This is a genomic window from Aureimonas sp. Leaf427, from assembly GCF_001425485.1.
Classification (GTDB): Bacteria; Pseudomonadota; Alphaproteobacteria; order Rhizobiales; family Rhizobiaceae; genus Plantimonas.
Window position 1 is genome coordinate 146089 of record NZ_LMQW01000043.1, and the last position, 17900, is coordinate 163988.

The 17900-nt window shown below is 67.8% G+C and carries 14 protein-coding genes; 7 read left to right on the forward strand and 7 right to left on the reverse strand.

What is annotated here, in order from left to right:
* The first annotated feature begins 4 nt into the window (after nucleotides 1-4).
* The 3 genes from ASG62_RS18565 (at nucleotide 5) to ASG62_RS18575 (ending at nucleotide 3255) form a co-directional block, all read left to right on the forward strand.
* The gene (locus tag ASG62_RS18565; protein WP_056697045.1) at nucleotides 5-640 is read left to right on the forward strand and encodes an N-carbamoylsarcosine amidohydrolase; all 636 of its coding nucleotides are present in this window, start codon (nucleotides 5-7) and stop codon (nucleotides 638-640) included.
* Between the two features lie 62 nt (nucleotides 641-702).
* Nucleotides 703-1731 (forward strand): hypothetical protein, encoded by a 1029-nt coding sequence (locus ASG62_RS18570; protein ID WP_056697047.1) that lies wholly within the window; start codon nucleotides 703-705, stop codon nucleotides 1729-1731.
* A 207-nt stretch (nucleotides 1732-1938) separates the two neighbouring features.
* The gene (locus tag ASG62_RS18575; RefSeq protein ID WP_056697049.1) at nucleotides 1939-3255 is read left to right on the forward strand and encodes an MFS transporter; all 1317 of its coding nucleotides are present in this window, start codon (nucleotides 1939-1941) and stop codon (nucleotides 3253-3255) included.
* A gap of 88 nt (nucleotides 3256-3343) precedes the next feature.
* Here the strand turns inward: ASG62_RS18575 and ASG62_RS18580 are convergent, their stop codons facing one another.
* The 4 genes from ASG62_RS18580 to ASG62_RS18595 form a co-directional block, all read right to left on the reverse strand.
* On the reverse strand, nucleotides 3344-4243 hold the full coding sequence (locus ASG62_RS18580) for a hypothetical protein (protein ID WP_056697051.1): 900 nt from the start codon (nucleotides 4241-4243) through the stop codon (nucleotides 3344-3346).
* A 29-nt stretch (nucleotides 4244-4272) separates the two neighbouring features.
* Nucleotides 4273-6978, reverse strand: a complete 2706-nt coding sequence (locus tag ASG62_RS18585; protein ID WP_156382244.1) for a carbohydrate-binding protein — start codon at nucleotides 6976-6978, stop codon at nucleotides 4273-4275.
* A 5-nt stretch (nucleotides 6979-6983) separates the two neighbouring features.
* Nucleotides 6984-9221, reverse strand: coding sequence for an MGH1-like glycoside hydrolase domain-containing protein (locus ASG62_RS18590; RefSeq protein WP_056697054.1), 2238 nt, complete (start codon nucleotides 9219-9221; stop codon nucleotides 6984-6986).
* A gap of 84 nt (nucleotides 9222-9305) precedes the next feature.
* A complete protein-coding gene (locus ASG62_RS18595; RefSeq protein WP_056697057.1) occupies nucleotides 9306-10385 on the reverse strand; it encodes an ABC transporter substrate-binding protein in 1080 nt (359 codons plus the stop codon).
* Between the two features lie 322 nt (nucleotides 10386-10707).
* Here ASG62_RS18595 and ASG62_RS18600 point away from each other — a divergent pair, with 322 nt between their 5' ends.
* The 4 genes from ASG62_RS18600 to ASG62_RS18615 all read left to right on the forward strand — a co-directional run bounded on the left by ASG62_RS18600 (nucleotide 10708) and on the right by ASG62_RS18615 (nucleotide 13992).
* Nucleotides 10708-11571 carry an ABC transporter permease gene (locus ASG62_RS18600; protein WP_056697059.1) on the forward strand — a complete coding sequence of 288 codons (864 nt, stop codon included), beginning with the start codon at nucleotides 10708-10710 and terminating at the stop codon, nucleotides 11569-11571.
* An 11-nt stretch (nucleotides 11572-11582) separates the two neighbouring features.
* Nucleotides 11583-12362, forward strand: coding sequence for an ABC transporter permease (locus ASG62_RS18605; protein ID WP_056697061.1), 780 nt, complete (start codon nucleotides 11583-11585; stop codon nucleotides 12360-12362).
* A gap of 1 nt (nucleotide 12363) precedes the next feature.
* Nucleotides 12364-13437: an ABC transporter ATP-binding protein gene (locus ASG62_RS18610; protein ID WP_056697064.1), complete on the forward strand. Its 1074-nt coding sequence runs from the start codon at nucleotides 12364-12366 to the stop codon at nucleotides 13435-13437.
* A 105-nt stretch (nucleotides 13438-13542) separates the two neighbouring features.
* Entirely contained in the window at nucleotides 13543-13992 is a 450-nt protein-coding gene (locus ASG62_RS18615; RefSeq protein ID WP_056697066.1) for a MarR family winged helix-turn-helix transcriptional regulator, read from the forward strand.
* Between the two features lie 122 nt (nucleotides 13993-14114).
* Here ASG62_RS18615 and ASG62_RS18620 read toward each other — a convergent pair whose 3' ends face one another.
* From ASG62_RS18620 to ASG62_RS18630, 3 genes are all read right to left on the reverse strand, one after another.
* Nucleotides 14115-14837, reverse strand: a complete 723-nt coding sequence (locus ASG62_RS18620) for an ABC transporter ATP-binding protein (protein WP_056697069.1) — start codon at nucleotides 14835-14837, stop codon at nucleotides 14115-14117.
* Nucleotides 14830-16893: an ABC transporter permease subunit gene (locus ASG62_RS18625; RefSeq protein ID WP_056697071.1), complete on the reverse strand. Its 2064-nt coding sequence runs from the start codon at nucleotides 16891-16893 to the stop codon at nucleotides 14830-14832. The genes ASG62_RS18620 and ASG62_RS18625 overlap by 8 nt, the downstream gene beginning before the upstream one ends.
* 61 nt (nucleotides 16894-16954) lie before the next feature.
* Nucleotides 16955-17827, reverse strand: a complete 873-nt coding sequence (locus ASG62_RS18630) for a branched-chain amino acid ABC transporter permease (RefSeq protein ID WP_056697073.1) — start codon at nucleotides 17825-17827, stop codon at nucleotides 16955-16957.
* Between the last annotated feature and the right edge of the window lie 73 nt (nucleotides 17828-17900).

Below are 17900 nucleotides of genomic sequence, written 5' to 3' on the forward strand. Positions count from 1 at the left end.
GGCCATGAGCGTCACCGCATCCGACAACTACAAGGGCGTCTGGGGCACAAGGATCGGCTTCGGGTCGAAGCCCGCCCTTCTCGTGATCGACTTCATGAAGGCCTATACGACGGAGGGCGCGCCGCTCTTCGCGCCGGGCGTGGTCGAGGCGGTGGCGAAGACGCCGGCGCTTCTGGAGGCCGCGCGCGCCTCCGGCGTGCCGGTCGTCCACACCAATATCCTCTATCACGCGCCGGGCTGCGCGGATGGCGGCGTCTGGGTGAAGAAGGCGCCGGTCATGACGGCCATGGTGGCGGGCAATCCGCTCGCCGAGTTCTGCGAGGGCGTCGAGCCGCTTAGCACCGAGCCCGTCTTCACCAAGCAATATGCCAGCGCCTTCTTCGGCACGAGCCTCGCCCCCATGCTGCACGCGCAGGGCATCGATACGGTCATCCTCGCGGGCTGCTCGACGAGCGGCTGCATCCGGGCGAGCGCGGTGGACGCCGTGCAGCACGGCTTTCGCACCATCGTCGTGCGCGACTGCGTCGGCGACCGGCACGAAGGGCCGCACGAGGCCAATCTCTTCGATATCGACTCCAAGTACGGCGACGTCGTCTCCCTCGACGAGACCCTCGCGCATCTCGCCCGCGCCGCCGCCTGAGCCGACCGCTAGAACCCTACGCTTCCCGGTGCCGTCAGGCGCTCTTTCGAAAGGAGACCAGAATGGACCAGTCCAGCTTCACCGAGATCTGCCTGCATCAGCTGAAGATGTCCGGCGTTCACGAGGGCGAGAAGCTCATCGTGCTCACGCAAGGCAACGACCGGCTCGACTATGCCGACGCCTTCATGGCGGCCGGCCAGCGGCTCGGGGCGAAGATGTATCACATGCGCCTGCCCGCGCCGCCGATCGTCGGCGCCTGGGCGGTCGGGCAGACCGGCCTTGCCGCGCTGCCGGACGCGGTCGAGGCCCTGAAGGCCTGCGACATGCTGATCGACTGCGTCTTCCTTCTCTTCTCGCCCGAGCAGTTCGCCATCCAGGCCGCCGGAACCCGCATCCTGACGGCCGTCGAGCCGCCGGAGCTGCTGGCGCGAATGCTGCCGACCAAGGAGCTGCGCGAGAAGGTCGAGATCGGCGCGGCCTATCTCGACAAGGCCAAGGTGATGCGCATCACCTCGCCGCACGGAACCGACGTCACCTACAAGCTGAACACCTATCCGACGGTCGCCGAATATGCCTGCACCGACGAGCCCGGCCGCTGGGACCATTGGCCCTCCGGCTTCGTCTTCACCGGCGGGGACGACGACGGCGTGGACGGCACGATCGTGGTGGCGCCCGGCGACATCCTCCTGCCGCAGAACATGTACGTTCGCGAGCCCATCACCTACACGATCGAGAAGGGCTGGGTCGTCGACATCCGCGGCGGGCTCGATGCCGAACTCGTCAAATCCTACATGGACGGCTTCCGCGATCCGCGCGGCATGGGCATGAGCCATGTCGGCTGGGGCATGAACCCCAATGCCAAGTGGCACGGCATGGTGCCCGGCGAGTTCCCCGGCGGCATGGGCATGGAGCCGCGGTCCTTCTACGGCAACGTCATGTTCTCCACTGGCCCGAACAACGAGCTGGGCGGCCCCAACGACACGGCCTGCCATCTCGACATTCCGATGCGCGGCTGCTCGCTCTTCCTCGACGACGCGCCGATCGTCATCGACGGCGATCTCGTCGTCAAGGAAATGCAGCACCGCTTCTGACCCTGCTTCGCGCGCGGCCCGAAGGTCGCGCATGCGCCCCGCCGGGTGCGCCCCGCCGGGTGCGCCCCGTAGCCGACATCCGACATCGCCGTCACACGACAGGCCGTTCGCCCTTGGCGGACGGCCCCGGCGATGCTTTGCCCTCAACCCGAGCGGCGCCGCCGATTCCGGCGGCCAAGGCGCCCGCAGCCAGACAGGAGACGCGACATGTCGTCAACGCTCATATCCGTCGAGCAGGGCATTCAGGCTGCGGGGGTCGGACGCTTCCAGCAGCGCCTCTTCGTCATCTTCGGCCTCGTCTGGGCCGCCGATGCGATGCAGGTGCTCGCCATCGGGTTCAGCGCGCCCTCGATCGCCAAGAGCTTCGGCGTCTCCATTCCCGAGGCGCTGCAGACGGGAACGATGTTCTTCGTCGGCATGCTGATCGGCGCCTTCGTCTTCGGCCGTCTCGCCGACCGGATCGGGCGGCGCCCCGTCCTGATGATCGCCATCCTGATCGACGCGATCTTCGGCATCGCCTCCGCCTTCGCGCCCGATATGACCTGGCTTCTCGCGCTGCGCTTCATGACCGGCATCGGCGTCGGGGCGACGCTGCCGGTGGACTACACGATGATGGCCGAGTTCCTGCCGGCCGATCGGCGCGGGCGGTGGCTGGTGCTTCTGGAATCCTTCTGGGCGGTCGGCACCATCCTCCTCGCGGTGCTCGCGCTGGCGGCGGGTTCGCAGGGCGGCGAAGCCTGGCGCACGATCTTCTTCTTCACCGGCATTCCCGCGCTGATCGGTATCGTCCTGCGCTTCTACGTGCCGGAATCGCCGCTCTACCTGAACAAGCAGGGCCGATCGGCGGAGGCGAGAGCCGTGCTGCAGCGGGTGGCCAAGGCGAACGGCTCGACGGCCCCCATCGGCGAGCTTCGCTCGGAGACGATGGCGAAGACCTCAATGGCGGCCCTCTTCTCGCCCACCCTGCGCCGGCGGACGACGTTCCTTCTTCTCGCCTGGCTCCTGATCTCGGTCTCCTATTACGGCATCTTCGTCTATCTGCCGGTCCGCCTCTCCTCGGAAGGCTTCGGCTTCCTGCGCGGGCAGATGTTCCTCGTCCTCGTCGCGCTCGTGCAGCTTCCAGGCTTTGCGCTGGCGGCCTACGGCGTCGAGAAATGGGGCCGCAAGCCGACGCTGATCGGCTTCCTCCTCCTCAGCGCGGCCGGGTGCCTGCTCTACAGTCTGGGGCAGAGCAACACGGTCGTCATCGGCTCGACGCTTCTCATGAGCTTCGCGCTGCTCGGCACCTGGGGCGCCATCTACGCCTTCACGCCGGAAATCTACCCGACCGGCCTTCGCGCGAGCGGCATGGGCACGGCCGGCGCGGTGGCGCGGGTCGGCGGCCTGCTCGCGCCCTCGATCATCGCCCCAATCATGGCGACGAACTTCGTCCTGGCGCTGGCCGTCATCTCCGGCGTGCTTGCCGCGGCGGCGGTCTGCGTCTGGATGGTGGACGTGGAATCGAAGAACGTCGTTCTGGAGTAGCGAGGCCACTCCTCCCGCGACGTCCGGTTCCGCCTATGAAAAAGGCCCCGTCCTGCGGGGCCTTTTTGCTGCCTCGAGAATTGGCGCTTCAGCAGGTGCCGCCGCGCTCGCCTTGGGCGAAACGGACGTCCTCGCGCGCCGTCAGCGTGCGCAGCTGGTGGCAGCCGCAGGACTGGGTCAGCGAGGTGCGGATCATCGTGCGCAGGCTGATGCGGGAGGCCGAGTGGCGAAGGCCGGCATGGAGATCGGAGGAGTCGGCGGGGGGCGTATCGAGGATGCCGTCCTGCCAGCGCACGATGAAGCTCGCCGCGACGTAGCAGGCGCCGATCTCGCGGGCGAGCGAGGCCTCGGCGCCCGTCGAATGGTTCATCGCGTCCGCGCCCATGATCCGGTAGGCGTTCGCCTCCGCACGGCTGCCGAAGCGCGGACCCCAATTGTGCGCGAAGACCAGCTGCTGGTCCTGGCCGACGACCCGGTGGGGCTGGGGCCAAAGCTCCTCGGCGGTGTCCTGGAGGAGGCCGGCGAGCTGCGGGCAGAAGAGCTGCGTCGACTGGCAGGCCGCCGTCATCTTGCCCGACAGCGAATAGCGGGTCTGCGAGACGTCCAGCACGTCGAAGGGAATGATGAAGTCGCCGGGCTTCAGCATCTTGTTGAGCGAGCCGCTGGTGGAATCGGCGAGGATCTTCTGGACGCCCGCTTCCTGCAGAATCCAGGCGACCTTGCGGAACGCCTCGTGGTCGATGGAATCGATCGGCCAGCCATGGGCGAAGACGTTGAGGATGCGGCGCGGCTCGCCGTCCGGCGTGCCTTCGCCGGAGACCTCGATCACCTGCCAGTTCTCGCTGACGCCCCAGGGCGTCTGGAAGCGCAGGCCCCGCTCGCGAACGGAAACGCCGGGCTCCAGCACGTCGTCGGGAAAGCGCAATCCCCATTGCGCGCTGCCGGAGATCAGCGCGAAGGGGGTCATCGGAATGGTGTCGATGGGCATGTCTGTCGATGGTGCGGTCATGGCTTGGCTCACGATGGCGCCTCGCTTCGAGGCAGGATGCGGATGTCGGAGGTTCTCAGCGGCCGGGCTTCGAGGCGGGGCGGCGCGAGGATGCCGGAGGGCTGATCGGCGCCCGCGGCATGGATCGTGCCGGCATAGTAGAGGTTCGCCGCCGTGTTGCGGATGGCGATTTCGACCGCCGTCTTTTGCCGGGAGACGGGAAGCGAGAAGGCGGCTTCGCCGGCGATGCGGCACCCGATGGGCTCGCCATCCGCGAAGGCGGCCGCGACGTCGCGAAGGCCGGGCAGAACGAGATGCCAGGCATGGCCGGCCGGCAGTTCGGACAAGTCCACCTTGCGCCGATAGAGGCCGGTTCCGGCAAATCGCGCAAAACCCTGCCGCTCCCAGCCTCGATCGGTGGCGATGGGCCGGAAGGGGCCGGCCTCGCCGGTCGCGGAGAAGGTCCAACCATCCCCGAGCGGAACGGGCGGCGGCAGGGTGACGGTATGGGGTGTCGGCGGTGCCGTCGGTGCCTCGGTGGTGCGACGGATCTCCAGGCAGAGAAGCGCGCCGGCATCCAGTTCGACGGTGACGGTGCTGCCGGGCCAGATGCCGAGCCGTTCGCGCTCGCCCGTTCCCGCATGCCAGCGACGGATATCGACGGGCCCGTCGCCGAGATCGAGGTTCGCTCGGCGGATGGTCGCGCCGTCGTTGAAGGCGGCGATCCGCATCGCGCCGTCGAACCGCGCCGACGTCGCCCAGGTGGAGCCGGTCTCCATGCGGAAGCCGGGCGGGGGACAGGCGGCGGCAAGCGCCGCGTGATCCGCTTCGCCCGGCGCGTCGGCGAAATGGAGCGTCGCGGGATGTTGCGTCGCCCGATCGACGAGGTCGCGCAGGGTCTTCGGATCGCCATCGAGCCGGGTCCGGGACGGCAGGGGGCCGGACGCGACGAGGCGACCGCCGGCGCGCGAGAAGCGCTCGATCAGCTCGGCGGATGCGCCGGAGGCAAGGGTCGTGACCGCGGGCAGAATCAGGACGTCGTAGCGGCCGGAGGGGAGAACCAGACGGCCATCCGCGATCCCGGCCGATGCGAAGGCGCTTTCGTCGACGATGTCGTAGCCGATGCCGGCCTTGGCGAGAGCCTCGGCGAAGGCGCCGAAATGGCGCGCGCAATCGGGGCTCTGCGGCTCCGCGCGGATCGTCTCCAGCGGATAGAGGAGCCCGACCGGGCGGACGGGCTCGCCCTCTTCCAGAAAGGCGGAGAGACGCGTCAGCTCGTCCATGACGGCGGGCGCATCCGCCCACCAGGGCTGAAGATTGTAGCCCGGCGGAAAATCGAAGAGGGGATCGGAGCGCTCGCCGGGTGACGAGCCGTCGAGATAGAGGGCATGCAAGAGGATGCGCCGGGCGCCGAACAGCGTGTGGCGGATCGACTGCGCCCGCAGCGTCTCCAGCGTCAGGCTCCACTGGCCGGCTGATGTGGGAAGGCCGATCTCGCGGCCCGTCGCATATTGCTCGATCGTGCAGCGGGAGCGCCCGTTCGCACGGGCGAGGCTGTCGCCGAAGCGCGCGGCCAGCTGCGGCTGGAAGTCCGCCGCGTCGACCGCCGTTTCAGAGCGATAAGCGTCGAGCCCGAAATGATCGACGCCCGGCATGGAGCGGGCATCGATGCCGGGAAGCCCGGCCTGAAGGTCCCAGCCGCCGACATGGGTCAGGAGTTCGTGGCCGGAAAAGGCGAGACCGCGCGCATCGCACCAGCGCCGGAGCGTTCCGAAGAAGGCCTCGTGCATCCGCCCGGAATAGGCCGCGAAGAACCGGGCGCGAAGTCCGGCACCCGTCTCGCCGACGGAACCGACAAGGGCGTAGAGCTGGAGCGACAGCGGCTCCGGCCCGAGATGGCGGGGCAGATCGGCGTCCCAGAGAAAGCTATTGCCGAAATCGCCCTCGAGACCCCGCCAGCGATAGAAGCCGGCATAGGGATGGTCGAAGAAGACCGCCCGCGCGGCCCCGCCCGCCGCCTCCACGAGGGGCGCATAGACGGTCTCAGCGAAACGTTCGGCCGTCTCCGGCAGGAGGTAGTTGACGAGGCGCGAGGTGGCGCAGCGGGCGGAGAGGAAGACCGTCAGGCGCGTGCCGTCGGGGAAGGAAGGCCCTCCCTCAAGCCGGACATGGCAGCCGCGCGGGCCGGCGGGTTCGAGAGAGACGGCAATGCCTGACGAGCGGTCCGCGCCGGTCTCGTCGGCGATGGCGACGAGCGTCCATTCGTCGAAGCGGGGCTCGCCGCCCTCGTAGCACCAGGCAAGGCCCTCGGGGCCGAGGAATTCGAGGAAGGGGGAGCGGATATCCTCGATGCCGACGGTCAGCGCGCCGCTCTCGACGCGCCCGCTTGCCCAGACGAGGTGGCGCTCGCGCAGATGCCCGGCGCCGGCGACCACCCGTCCGCCACCATGGCCGGACATCCAGTTGTACTCGTCGTAGATCTCGATGCCGAGGCCGAGCCGCATGGCCTCGGAGCAGGCGAAACGGTAGGCGTCGAGGAAGGCCGGGGAGAGATAGGTCTCCAGCGGCATTCCAAGGCGCGCCTGGATCAGGATCGTGCCGAGGCCGGAGGTCGCGATCTCTGAGAGCCGGGCCGAGATCTCCGCCGGGCTCGGCAGACGGTGCCAGAACCAGAAGGCGGCCGGCCGAAACCGCCGGTCCGGATCGCAGAACGGGTCCGGCAATGCTGCTTCCATCGCCGTCAGGCGAGCGGCGTAAGGTGGATGTCGAGCCGCTCGCCGGCTGCGGCGCCCGACAGATCGAAGGCGAGGAAGGGCTGGCCCTCGAGCGGCGCAAGATCGCGCCCGCCCATCCGGGCCGCGACGAGGCGGTCGGGCGCGATGTCGGGCAGAGCGAGCCGGGCCGTCTCCTGCGCGCCGGAGGCCGGGTGAAGGCGGAGCGAGACGAAGTTCGGCTCCAGGGTCAGATGCGACAGGCGGCCGACGAGATCGGTCTCCAGGCGGATGCGCGAGGCCGAGCGCAGCGTGAGGACGCCGTCCTCGACGCGCAGCTCGACCGGACCGACAGGGCTTTCGACCGGGCCGAGGCGCACGGGTTCGCCGGTGTTTCTGACCTCCCAGCCGCCCCAGGGGTTGAAGTCCATCACTTCGGCGACCCCGAGCAGCGGCAGCATGGCGCCCCAGGAGTAGAAGGGGTCGGTGTCGCCCTGGTCCATCGCCTCGCCGGTCTCGGCATTGTAGTTTTCGGCGACGATCCGCTGCTCCGCCCAGGACTTTTCGAAGAGCTGGAAGCTCTTGCGGGCGAAGGTGCCGGCCTCGTCCTCGAAGCCGGCGGCGCGAAGGGCGTGCCAGAGGAAGTAGTTGACGTTCGGCCAGATCCGGCCGCGCCAGTAGACATTGTCCTTGTAGGCGGGGTCGTCGCGCGAGGCGTTGGGGATGATCCAGTCGCCGCCGAAGCTCTCGGGATCGTCGAGATGGGCGAGGAGGCGCTTGGCCTGCTCCGGCGTCGCCGCGCCGCAGAGAAGAGGATAGAAGCTGGTCGGGCCGACCGAGCGCACGAAGCCGCCCGTCCGTTGGCGGTTGGCGAAAAGGCCGCGCGCCTCGTTCCAAAGCTCGGTCCGGATGAGATCGCGGCTCGATGCCGCCAGCGCCTCGAACTCGGCGGCCTCCGCGTCCCGTCCCAGTTCGCGCGCGATCAGCGCCAGCATCTGCGCATCCAGCGCCAGCACCGCGTTGAGGCCGACGTCGAGCGTCGAGAGCGTGCGTGTCTCGGGATCGTAGACGGCCTCGTCGTGGGTCGCCGAATTGTCCATGCCCGTCTCGTTGCGCGCGCCGAAATGCAGGCCCTTGTACATGCCGTCGCCGACATCAGACGTGCCGCAGGAGACGAGGCCGAGGCGGGTGGGATCGCGATGTTCCCGCCACCAGCGCTGATTGCGCGCGAGCGGCTCGTAGACGAAATCGAGGCCGGAGCGCTCGCGCGTGCGCAGATACATCATCCAGGCCATGAAGGCCCCGTTCGGCGCCTGGCTCCGGTCGACCCACTGGTCGGTCGTGCTGAGAAGGCAGGTGAAATTGCCCTGCGGTGTCGCGCTCGCCATGGCGGCGGCCATGTTCTCGTAGCCGGCGGCCCGGTCGAAGACGTTGGTCATGAGGGCGGCATAGGTCTGGTCGTTGAACCAGACGGCGAAGCCGCCGAGATCCCACATGCGGCTCGTCGCGGTGAAGTTTCGCCGGCTGTCCGTGTCGCGCAGCGTGTTCCAGGCCATGACGTCGCGCACCGCGTCGAGCGCGCCGGCATAGCGGCCGGTCTGCGCGGGCAGGGCGGGTTCGGGCGCGGGATCGGCGAGCGCGGCCTTGGCCTTCGCGATGGCGAGCGCGGCGCTGTCGGCGACGGCGGCGGCAAAGGCGCCGTCGTGGGCCATTTCCAACTCGAAGCGCAGTGCCAGCGCGGGCGCCTCGGTGCCGCGGCTGCCTTTGTAGAAATAGCCATGCGCGTCGAAATCGGCGACGAGGGCCGCGACGTCGGCATGGGCCGTGACCTGGACGGGCCGGTCGCGCGTGACGAGGGCGACGAAGCGCGTGCCGACCTCGACCACGGTGGCACCCTCCGCCGCATCGTAGCGCACGGTTGCGCCGCTCTCCGCGGAGAGGCAGAGCGAGACCCAGTAGCGAAGGCCCCATTCGGCCAGATCGAGCGCGGTCCAGCGCCCGGTGACAATGTAGGGATCGGCCTTGCGATAGGCGAAGGAGAGGCGGCTTCCGCCGTGGCGCGTCTCGAACTCGATCGCCTCGCCATCGAGCCCGTGGCGGCCGAGGAGAAGGTCGGCGCCGGGGCGGATCGTGGTGGCCTTGGCCGCGCGCGAGGAGAAGAGGACCGGCGTCAGCCGGACGCCGAGCGGCAGGAAGACCAGTTCCGCCGGACGGTTCGACCAGGTGTTCCAGGCCTTGGAGGCCTCGACGGTGGCGTCGACGAGCATCGGCATTTCATCCTGCGGCAGGCGGGAAGCGGGATAGACGAAGGGGCGGCCGGCGAGCGGCCGCCCCTTCGATCATGGTGGTACTTACTGGACGAATTCGGTCTTCACCTCGGACCAGAGCTCCTGCAGCTCCTGGCGGCGCTCCTCGGTCAGCGGAACCGCGAACTTCAGGCGCGAATAGACCTCCGGCTTGCCCATGACGGCACGATTGAAGGCCTCGGGCGGCAGGCCCTCGACGGCCTTGGCGTTGGCGGAGACGGCGGCGCCCGAGGTCGTGTCCCAGGTAACGTAGAAGTCGGGGCTGATCATGTAGTCCATGAACTTCGCCGCGCCTTCCTTGTTCGGCGCATCCTTGGCGAGCATGAGGACGTCGAACCAGGCGGAGGCGCCTTCCTCGGGCACGACGAAGGCGACGGGGAGCTTGTACTTCTTGATCGCGCGGGCGGCGCCGCCGGCCCAGATCTCGCCGATGTCGAAGTTCTTGTTGGCCATGCCCTTCATCCACTCGTCCTCGGACGCCCAGAAGGAGCGGACCTGCGGCTTCAGCGCGAGCAGCTTGGCCTTGATCGCCTCCATGTCGGTCGGCGCGTTCATGTCCTGGCCGAGCGCCATGGCGGCGAGCTGCACGTTGAGGATGGCGTCGTCGCGCAGCGAGACGCGACCGGCATATTTGGAGTCCCAGAGCGCGTTGATCGACGTCAGGTCGTCCTTGATGGCGTCGGTGTTGTAGGCATAGGAGTTGATGCCCCAGACCCAGGGCACGCCCCAGGTCTGCCCATCCACCTTGACGATCTCGCTATCCTTGAACTGGGCCGAAACATCCGCGAAGTTCGAGATCTTGGACGTGTCGATCGGCTCGATCAGGCCCTCCTCGCGCGCGGCGGGCAGGAAGGGCGTGCCGACCACGACGACGTCGTAGGCGCCCGGGCTCGTGCGCATCTTCGTCAGCATTTCCTGCTCGGACGTGTAGTAGTCGTGGATGACGGTGATGCCCGTCATTTCCTTGAACTTCTCGACGGCGAACTTTTCGTCCGTGCCGTAGCCGTTCCAGTTGAGCACTCGGATCTCGTTGTCGGCGGCGGCCGCGAGGCTGACGGGCGCGACGGACGCAAGGGCACCCGCGAGAAAGGCGGAGGCAGAGAGAAGGACATGACGCCTGTTCATGAACTGACCTTTCAAGGGGAAGTGGAGCGGCACGAAGCACGCGGATCAAACCTCAAGCAAGCCGTCCGTGCATCTTCGACACGCTGCCCGCTTGTGTTCGTATACAAACAAAACACGAGCCAAAGCGTCTGGCAAGAGGCGGAATGCGTCGTTGGAGGCAAAATTCAGGATGCTCAAAAAAAGGGCTTGCGCTCCTCCGCAAATGCCATATCAATTCGTACACTAACGATTTTCGAGCCCCCATCGACCGATACCTCAGTCCCACGGGCCCTCGTCCGCCGGGGCTCGATTTCGGTTGCGATGCGGTAGGGAAGGTCCCCCCATGACGAGCAATGGCAGACGCCTGAGATCGATCTTCGGCCTGACGGGCGCCACCTATCTGTGGCTGACCGTCACCGTTCTGCTGCCGCTGTCGGCGATGCTCTACTTCAGCTTTCTCGACGTGGCGCCGATCAACGGGCGCAGCGCGAGCTTCTCGCTGGAGAACTACACGGACTTTTTCACCAAGCGCGTCTATCTCGTGAACACTTGGCGTTCGGTGCAGCTCGGGCTCACCGTCACCTTCTTCTGCGCGCTGATCGGCTATCCCGCGGCGCTGGCGCTGGCGCGGGCCATCAAGGGGCGCTGGCGCGAGGCGCTGCTGCTCCTCGTCGTGCTGCCGTTCTGGAGCAACGGGCTGGTGCGCACCTTCTCCTGGACCATGGTTCTCAACGACAACGGGCTGGTGGCCCGCGCGGTCCATGCGGTCTGGCCGGGGGCGCCGTCCTTCGGCCTGCTCGACAGCTACCCGGCCATCGTGATCGGCCTCGTCCACGGCTATCTGCCCTACATGATCCTGACCTGCTACATTTCCCTGCAGGCGATCGACGACAGCCTGACGGAGGCCGCGCGCAGTCTCGGCGCCTCGCATCTGGCGACCTTTCTGCGCGTGACGCTGCCGCTCAGCCTGCCGGGCCTTGCGGCCGGCGCCATCCTCATCTTCGTGCCGGTCATCGGGTCCTTCATGGAGCCGCGCATTCTCGGCGGCCAGCAGGCGATCATGCTGGGAACGCTGATCGAGAACCAGTTCACCGCCGCCTTCAACTGGCCGCTCGGTGCCGCGCTCGGCTTCATCCTCCTGGTGATCGTCATCCTCATCATGGCCCTCTTCTCCCCGGTGCTGAAGAAGCACATGACCGTTTCGTGAGGGCCGCCGCGATGAAAACCAGCACCGCCGTCTCTGGCCTCTATCTCGGCCTCCTGCTCTTCTTCCTCTACCTGCCGATCGCCGTGATGATGGCGATGTCGTTCAATGCCTCCGAGCTCTACATGCTGCCCTTCGAGTTCGATCTCGTCTGGTATCGGCAGCTCGCCGGCAACGGCGCGCTTCTGCAGGCGGCCGGCAACAGCATCGTCATCGCGCTCGTCAACATGGTGGTCGCGACCGCGCTCGGCACGATGACGGCGCTGGCCTTCGCCCGCTACGACTTCGCCGGCAAGCGCTTCCTCCAGGCCATGCTCCTGCCGACTCTCACCATGCCCTGGCTGATCACCGGCACGGCCATGCTGATCTTCTTCTTCTGGTCCGGCATCGGGCGCGGCCTTCACGCCATCCTTCTCGGCCATGTCGCGCTGTCGCTGCCCTATGTCATCATCATCGTCGGCTCGCGGCTGAAAAGTCTCGGCGTCTCCATGGAGGAGGCGGCGGCGACGCTCGGCGCCAGCGCCTGGCAGACCTTCTGGCGCGTCACGGCCCCCCTGATGGCGCCGGGCATCGTCGCCGCCGCGCTCTTCGCCTTCGCCATTTCCTTCGACCAGTTCGTCATCTCCTACTTCCTCGCCCCGGTCGGCACCTCGACCCTGCCGGTGCAGATCTATTCGGCCATTCGCAAGGGCTTCACGCCGGAGATCAACGCGATCTCGACCATCATCATCCTCGCCTCCATGGCGCTGATGATCGGCTTCGCCCGCTTCTCGAAATTCGGTGGAGAACGCTGAGATGAGCGCTGTCGGCATTCAGAACGTCGCCAAGTACTACGGTAAGATCGCCGCCCTCGAGGACGTCTCGATGACGATCGGCGACGGCGAGTTCTTCGGCCTGCTCGGTCCCTCCGGCGGCGGCAAGACCACGCTCCTGCGCTCGATCGCCGGCTTCGTCGATCCCGATCGCGGCGAGATCACCATCGGCGGCAAGCCGGTCCAGAACATCCCGATCAACAAGCGCGACATCGGAATGATGTTCCAGAACTACGCGCTCTTCCCGCATATGACGGTCGCCGACAATATCGGCTTCGGCCTGTCCGTGCGCAGCCGTCCGAAGGCCGAGATCGCGGCGCGCGTCGAGCATCTCCTGAAGCTCGTGCGCCTGTCCGGCTTCGAGAGCCGCAAGCCCAAGCAGATGTCCGGCGGCCAGCAGCAGCGCATCGCGCTCGCCCGCGCGCTCTCGACCAATCCGCGCGTGCTCCTCCTCGATGAGCCGCTGGGCGCCCTCGACAAGAAGCTGCGCGAGGAGATGCAGTTCGAGCTGAAGCAGATCCAGCGCGAGATCGGCATCACCACGGTCTTCGTCACGCACGACCAGGAGGAGGCGCTGACCCTCTCCGACCGCATCGCCATCATGAACGGCGGCAAGGTCGAGCAGATCGGCGCCCCGCGCGAAATCTACGAGCGCCCGCGCACCGCGTTTGCCGCCAGTTTCCTCGGCACGGCGAACTTCTTCGAGGGCACGGTCTCGGGCCGCGACAACGGGCTGACGCGCATTCTTCTCGACGGCGGGCAGGCGATCTACACCGCCGACACGGCCGAGGAGGGGCGCCGCGTGACGGCGGCGGTGCGGCCGGAGAAGCTCCTGGCCGGGCCGGTCTCCGCCGGCCACGACACGTCTCGGACGAATTCGATCGAGGGCCGCATTTCGGCGGAGGTCTATGCCGGCAACAGCGTCACCTATCGCGTCAATGCTGCGGGACGCCCGATCACGGTCTTCGTGCAGAACCGCACGGGCGAGGGCTTTTCGCCCGACCAGCCCGTTGCGCTCAGCTGGAACCCGAGCCAAACGGTCCTGGTCGAGGCCTGACGCTACGGCGGCGGGCAGCGTCCGGCGGACGGCGCGCGACGGATCGTGCTACGGCGGTACCGGTAAGCGCGGGCGTCACGGGGCCGCGGCATGGAAGGGATCGCAATGGACAACCGGTCGGCCGGACTTCAGGAGACGGGCTCCGCCGCCTATGTGCTCGACGAGCAGGTGGGCTTCATCCTGCGCCAGGTCCAGCAGCGCCATGCCACGATCTTCGTCTCGCATTTCGCCAGCGACCTGACGCCGACCCAGTGGGCCGTGATCGCCAAGCTCGCCGAGATCGGCGAGGTCTCGCAGAACCTTCTCGGCCGCCACACCGCCATGGACGTCGCCACGATCAAGGGCGTCGTGGAGCGACTCGTGAAGCGCGGCCTCGTGCGCACGCAGCCGGACCCCGTCGACCGCCGCCGCCTCTCCATCTCGCTCTCCCCCGCCGGCCGCGACTGCTTCGACGCCTCCGTCGCGAACGCCCGCACCGTGACGGAGGAGACCCTCCAGCCGCTGGACGCGCAGGAGCGACAGCTGCTCCTGGGGCTTCTGGAAAAGATCCGCTGAGAGGAACCGGAGGCCGGACGCGGCGCGGCCGTGCTGCTGGTCGAAGGCGCGTGGGTCCACAGTAAAGCGTCGATGTGCCCCGGGCATCGGTTGTCCGGGGCATAGGCCACTGCTCCCGCCCGTCAGTGGTCTCCGCCGAGATAGGCGGCACGGATGGCGGGGTCGGTCTTGAGCTGGGCAGCGGGGCCTTCGGCGCGCATCCGGCCGTTTTCGAGGACATAGGCGTAGTCGGCGACGCCGAGGGCGGCCATGGCGAACTGCTCGACGAGCAGCATCGTCACCTGCTCCTCCTTCAGCTGCCGGATGATCTTGAAGACCTCCTCGACGAGCTTCGGGGCGAGGCCCATGGAGGGCTCGTCCAAGAGGAGAATGTCGGGCTTCAGCATCAGCGCGCGGCCCATGGCGAGCATCTGCTGCTCGCCGCCGGAGAGCGTGCCGGCGAGCTGGGTGCGGCGCTCCTTCAGGCGGGGAAAGAGGACGAAGGCGCGCTCCCGGTCCGCCGAGACATCGCCCCTGGCGCGCGACCCGGTGAGGCGAGGGAAGGCGCCGAGGGTCAGATTGTCCTCGACGCTGAGTGTCGGGAAGACGCGCCGCCCCTCCGGCGAATGGGCGAGACCGGATCGCGCGACGGCATGGCTGTCGAGGCCGCCGATCTCGCGGCCGTTCAGCCGGATCGAGCCGCCCTTCGGCGCGATCATGCCGGACAGGGCGCGCATGGTCGTCGTCTTGCCCGCGCCGTTGGAGCCGATGAGCGTGACGATTTTGCCCTTCGGCACGTTGAAGCTCAGCCCGTGCAGGACCTCGATCTGCCCGTAGCCGGCGGAGAGGTTGGAGACCTCAAGCATGGGAGCCCTCCGCCGTGATGCTGTCTTCCGGCACGCCGATATAGGCTTCGATCACTTTCGGGTCCTTCTGCACCTCGCGGGCCGGGCCTTCCGCGATCTTCTGGCCGAAATCGAGGACCGTCACGCGGTCGCAGAGGCTCATGACGACATCCATGTGATGTTCGATCAGGATCACCGTGATGCCGGCATCGCGGATCTTGCGGATGGCGGCGGTGAGTTCGGCGATGTCGGGCGCGGTGAGGCCGGCTGCGGGCTCGTCGAGGAGAAGGAGCACGGGATCGATGGCGAGCGCCCGCCCGATCTCCAGCATGCGCTGCTTGCCGTAGGGAAGGTTGCGCGCCTCCACATGGGCGACGCCGCCGAGCCCGACGAAATCGAGGATCGCCATGGCGCGGCCGCGCGCCTCGGTCTCCTCCCGGCGGCGGCGGGGCGTGGCGAGGATCGCGTCGGTCAGCGTGCCGTCGAACGTGTGGTGAAGGCCGACGAGCACGTTTTCGAGCGCCGTCATCTCGCGGAAGAGCTGGACGTTCTGGAAGGTGCGCGCGACGCCGGAGAGCGCGATCTGCGAGGGCGTCAGACCGTTCAGCCGCTTTTCGCCGCCCGCGACGGCGAGCGTCACCGTGCCGCCCGTCGGTTTGTAGATCCCGGTGAGGACGTTCATCATCGTGCTCTTGCCGGAGCCGTTCGGGCCGATCAGCCCGTGGATCGTGCCGGGGCGGATGTCGAGATCGACATTGTTGAGGGCCTTCAGCCCGCCGAACTGCATCAGCGCCTGATCGACCTTGAGGAGGGAGCCCGCCGCGCCGCCCTTGCCGCCCTTGGCGATGAGCGCCGTTCCGTCGGTCGAGAGCGTGCCGCCTTGCGCGGTGTGGGCGGGGCGAAGGGCGGGGATCTTCTCGCGCAGGAAGCCGATGATGCCGTCCGGCAGGTAGTAGACGACGAAGAGGATCATCAGGCCGAAGACGGTCAGTCGAAAGTCCGTGACCGATTCCAACGCCAGCGTCGCGGGGAAGAAGAGGATGCAGAGGACGACGGGCACGATGATCCGGAAACGGTTCGGCCGCTTGCGCAGGAAGGCATTGGCGCCGACGAGGACGGCGGCGAGCGCGATGATGCCGGCCATGATCCGCACGAGTTCGATGTCGGCCAGAATGTTCGGCATCATGACGATGATGGCGGAGCCGATGAGCGGTCCGGCCCGCGACTTGCGCCCACCCATGGTGACGGCGAGGAGGAAGAGGACCGTCAGCTCGAAGCCGTAGGAGTTCGGCGCGACATAGCGCTCCGACCAGGCGAAGAGCGCGCCGGCAAGGCCGGCGAGCGCCGCCGAGACCGCGAAGGCGTAGATCTTGTAGCGATAGACGCTGACGCCCATGCAGTCGCAGGCGATCGGGGAATCGCGCAGGGCCTCGAAGGCGCGGCCGAAGGGCGAGCGGACGATGCGGTTCACCACGACGATCGTCACCAGCAAGGCCGCGCAGACGAGGTAGTAGAATTCGAGCTTGCGGCCGGCGGAGCCCCAGAGGGGCTCCATGCCGACGAGCGAGAAGTCGAGGACGCGCGGCGGCGGCAGGGTGATGCCGAGCGGACCGTTGGTCAGCGGCGTCAGCTCGTTGATGAAGATCTGGATGATCGTGCCGAAGGCGAGCGTGACCATGGCGAGATAGGGGCCGGTCACGCGCAGAGCCGGCACGGCGAGGAGGAGGCCGAAGCCGGCGGTGACGCCGATGCCGGCGAGGAGCCCGAACCAGATGCCGAGCTTGAACTTCAGGAAGAGGATCGCCGCCGCATAGGCCCCGATGCCGAAGAGGCCGGCATGGCCGAGGCTGACCTGGCCGGTATAGCCGACGACGATGTCGAGCCCGAGCACGAGGATCGCGTAGATCGCGATGACGGTGAGGAGGTGGATGTAATAGGTGCTGGTGACGACCAGCGGGAAGACCGCGAGCACGAGGATCAGGAGGCCTGCGCCGACGAGGCTCATGCCGCGAATGGCGGGCCGACCGGATGCGGCGGCAGGCCCTGCGGCGGCGGCGGTCGAGGGGGAAGGGGCCATGCGTCGTGAGCTCTCGTTGTCGAACGCGGGTCGGGTCGGCGGGATCGGGCGACCCGGCCGCTCAGACCTTCTTGATGACGGCCTTGCCGAACAGGCCGACGGGCCGCACGGACAGGACCACGAGGAGGAGGATCAGGCCCGGCACGTCCTTGTAGCCGGTCGAGATGTAGAAGCCGGTCAGCGTTTCCGCGACGCCGAGGATCAGCCCGCCGACGATGACGCCGAGGCCCGATTCCAGCCCGCCGATGATGGCGACGGCGAAGGCCTTCAGCGCCAGGACCGCGCCCATCGTGGCTCCCGTCAGCGTCACCGGCGCGACGAGCACGCCCGCGAAGGCCGCCGTCATGGCCGAGATCGAATAGGACAGGGTGATCACGCGCTGCGTGTTGATGCCCATCAGCCCGGCCGCGTCGATATCGTCGGAGGTCGCGATCACGGCCTTCCCCCAGATCGACTTGCGGTTGAAGATCTCGACCGCCAGCATCATGAGGAGTGCGCCGGCGATGATGAGCATTTCCATCGGCAGCATGCGGATGCCGCCGAACTGGACGGCGGTCTCGGAGACGGGCGAGGGGAACTTCAGATCGTCGCGGCCCCAGATGTTCTCGGCAAGGTTCCGGAAGATGATGCCGAGCGCGATCGTCGCCATGATCCATCCGTATTCGGACTTGATCTTGATGGCGGGGCGCACCGCCAGCCGCTCCACCACCGCGCCGAGCCCGAGCCCGAAGACGAGGACGAGCGGGATCATCAGCCAGTAGCCGGTGAAGGGCGCCAGCGTCAGCCCGAAGAGCGCGCCGAGCGCCAGCGCCTCGCCCTGGCCGAAGTTCAGCGTCTTCGAGGTGGCGAAGGTCAGCTGATAGCCGAAGGCGATGGCGGCGTAGATCATGCCGATCGCCACGCCCGACGCGATGAGCTGAAGAAAGATGTTCATGCCTCAGAACCGTCCGGGTGGCTTCGTTGCAGTCGCCGCGGGCATCGACGATGCCGCGACAGGTCGAACTGGA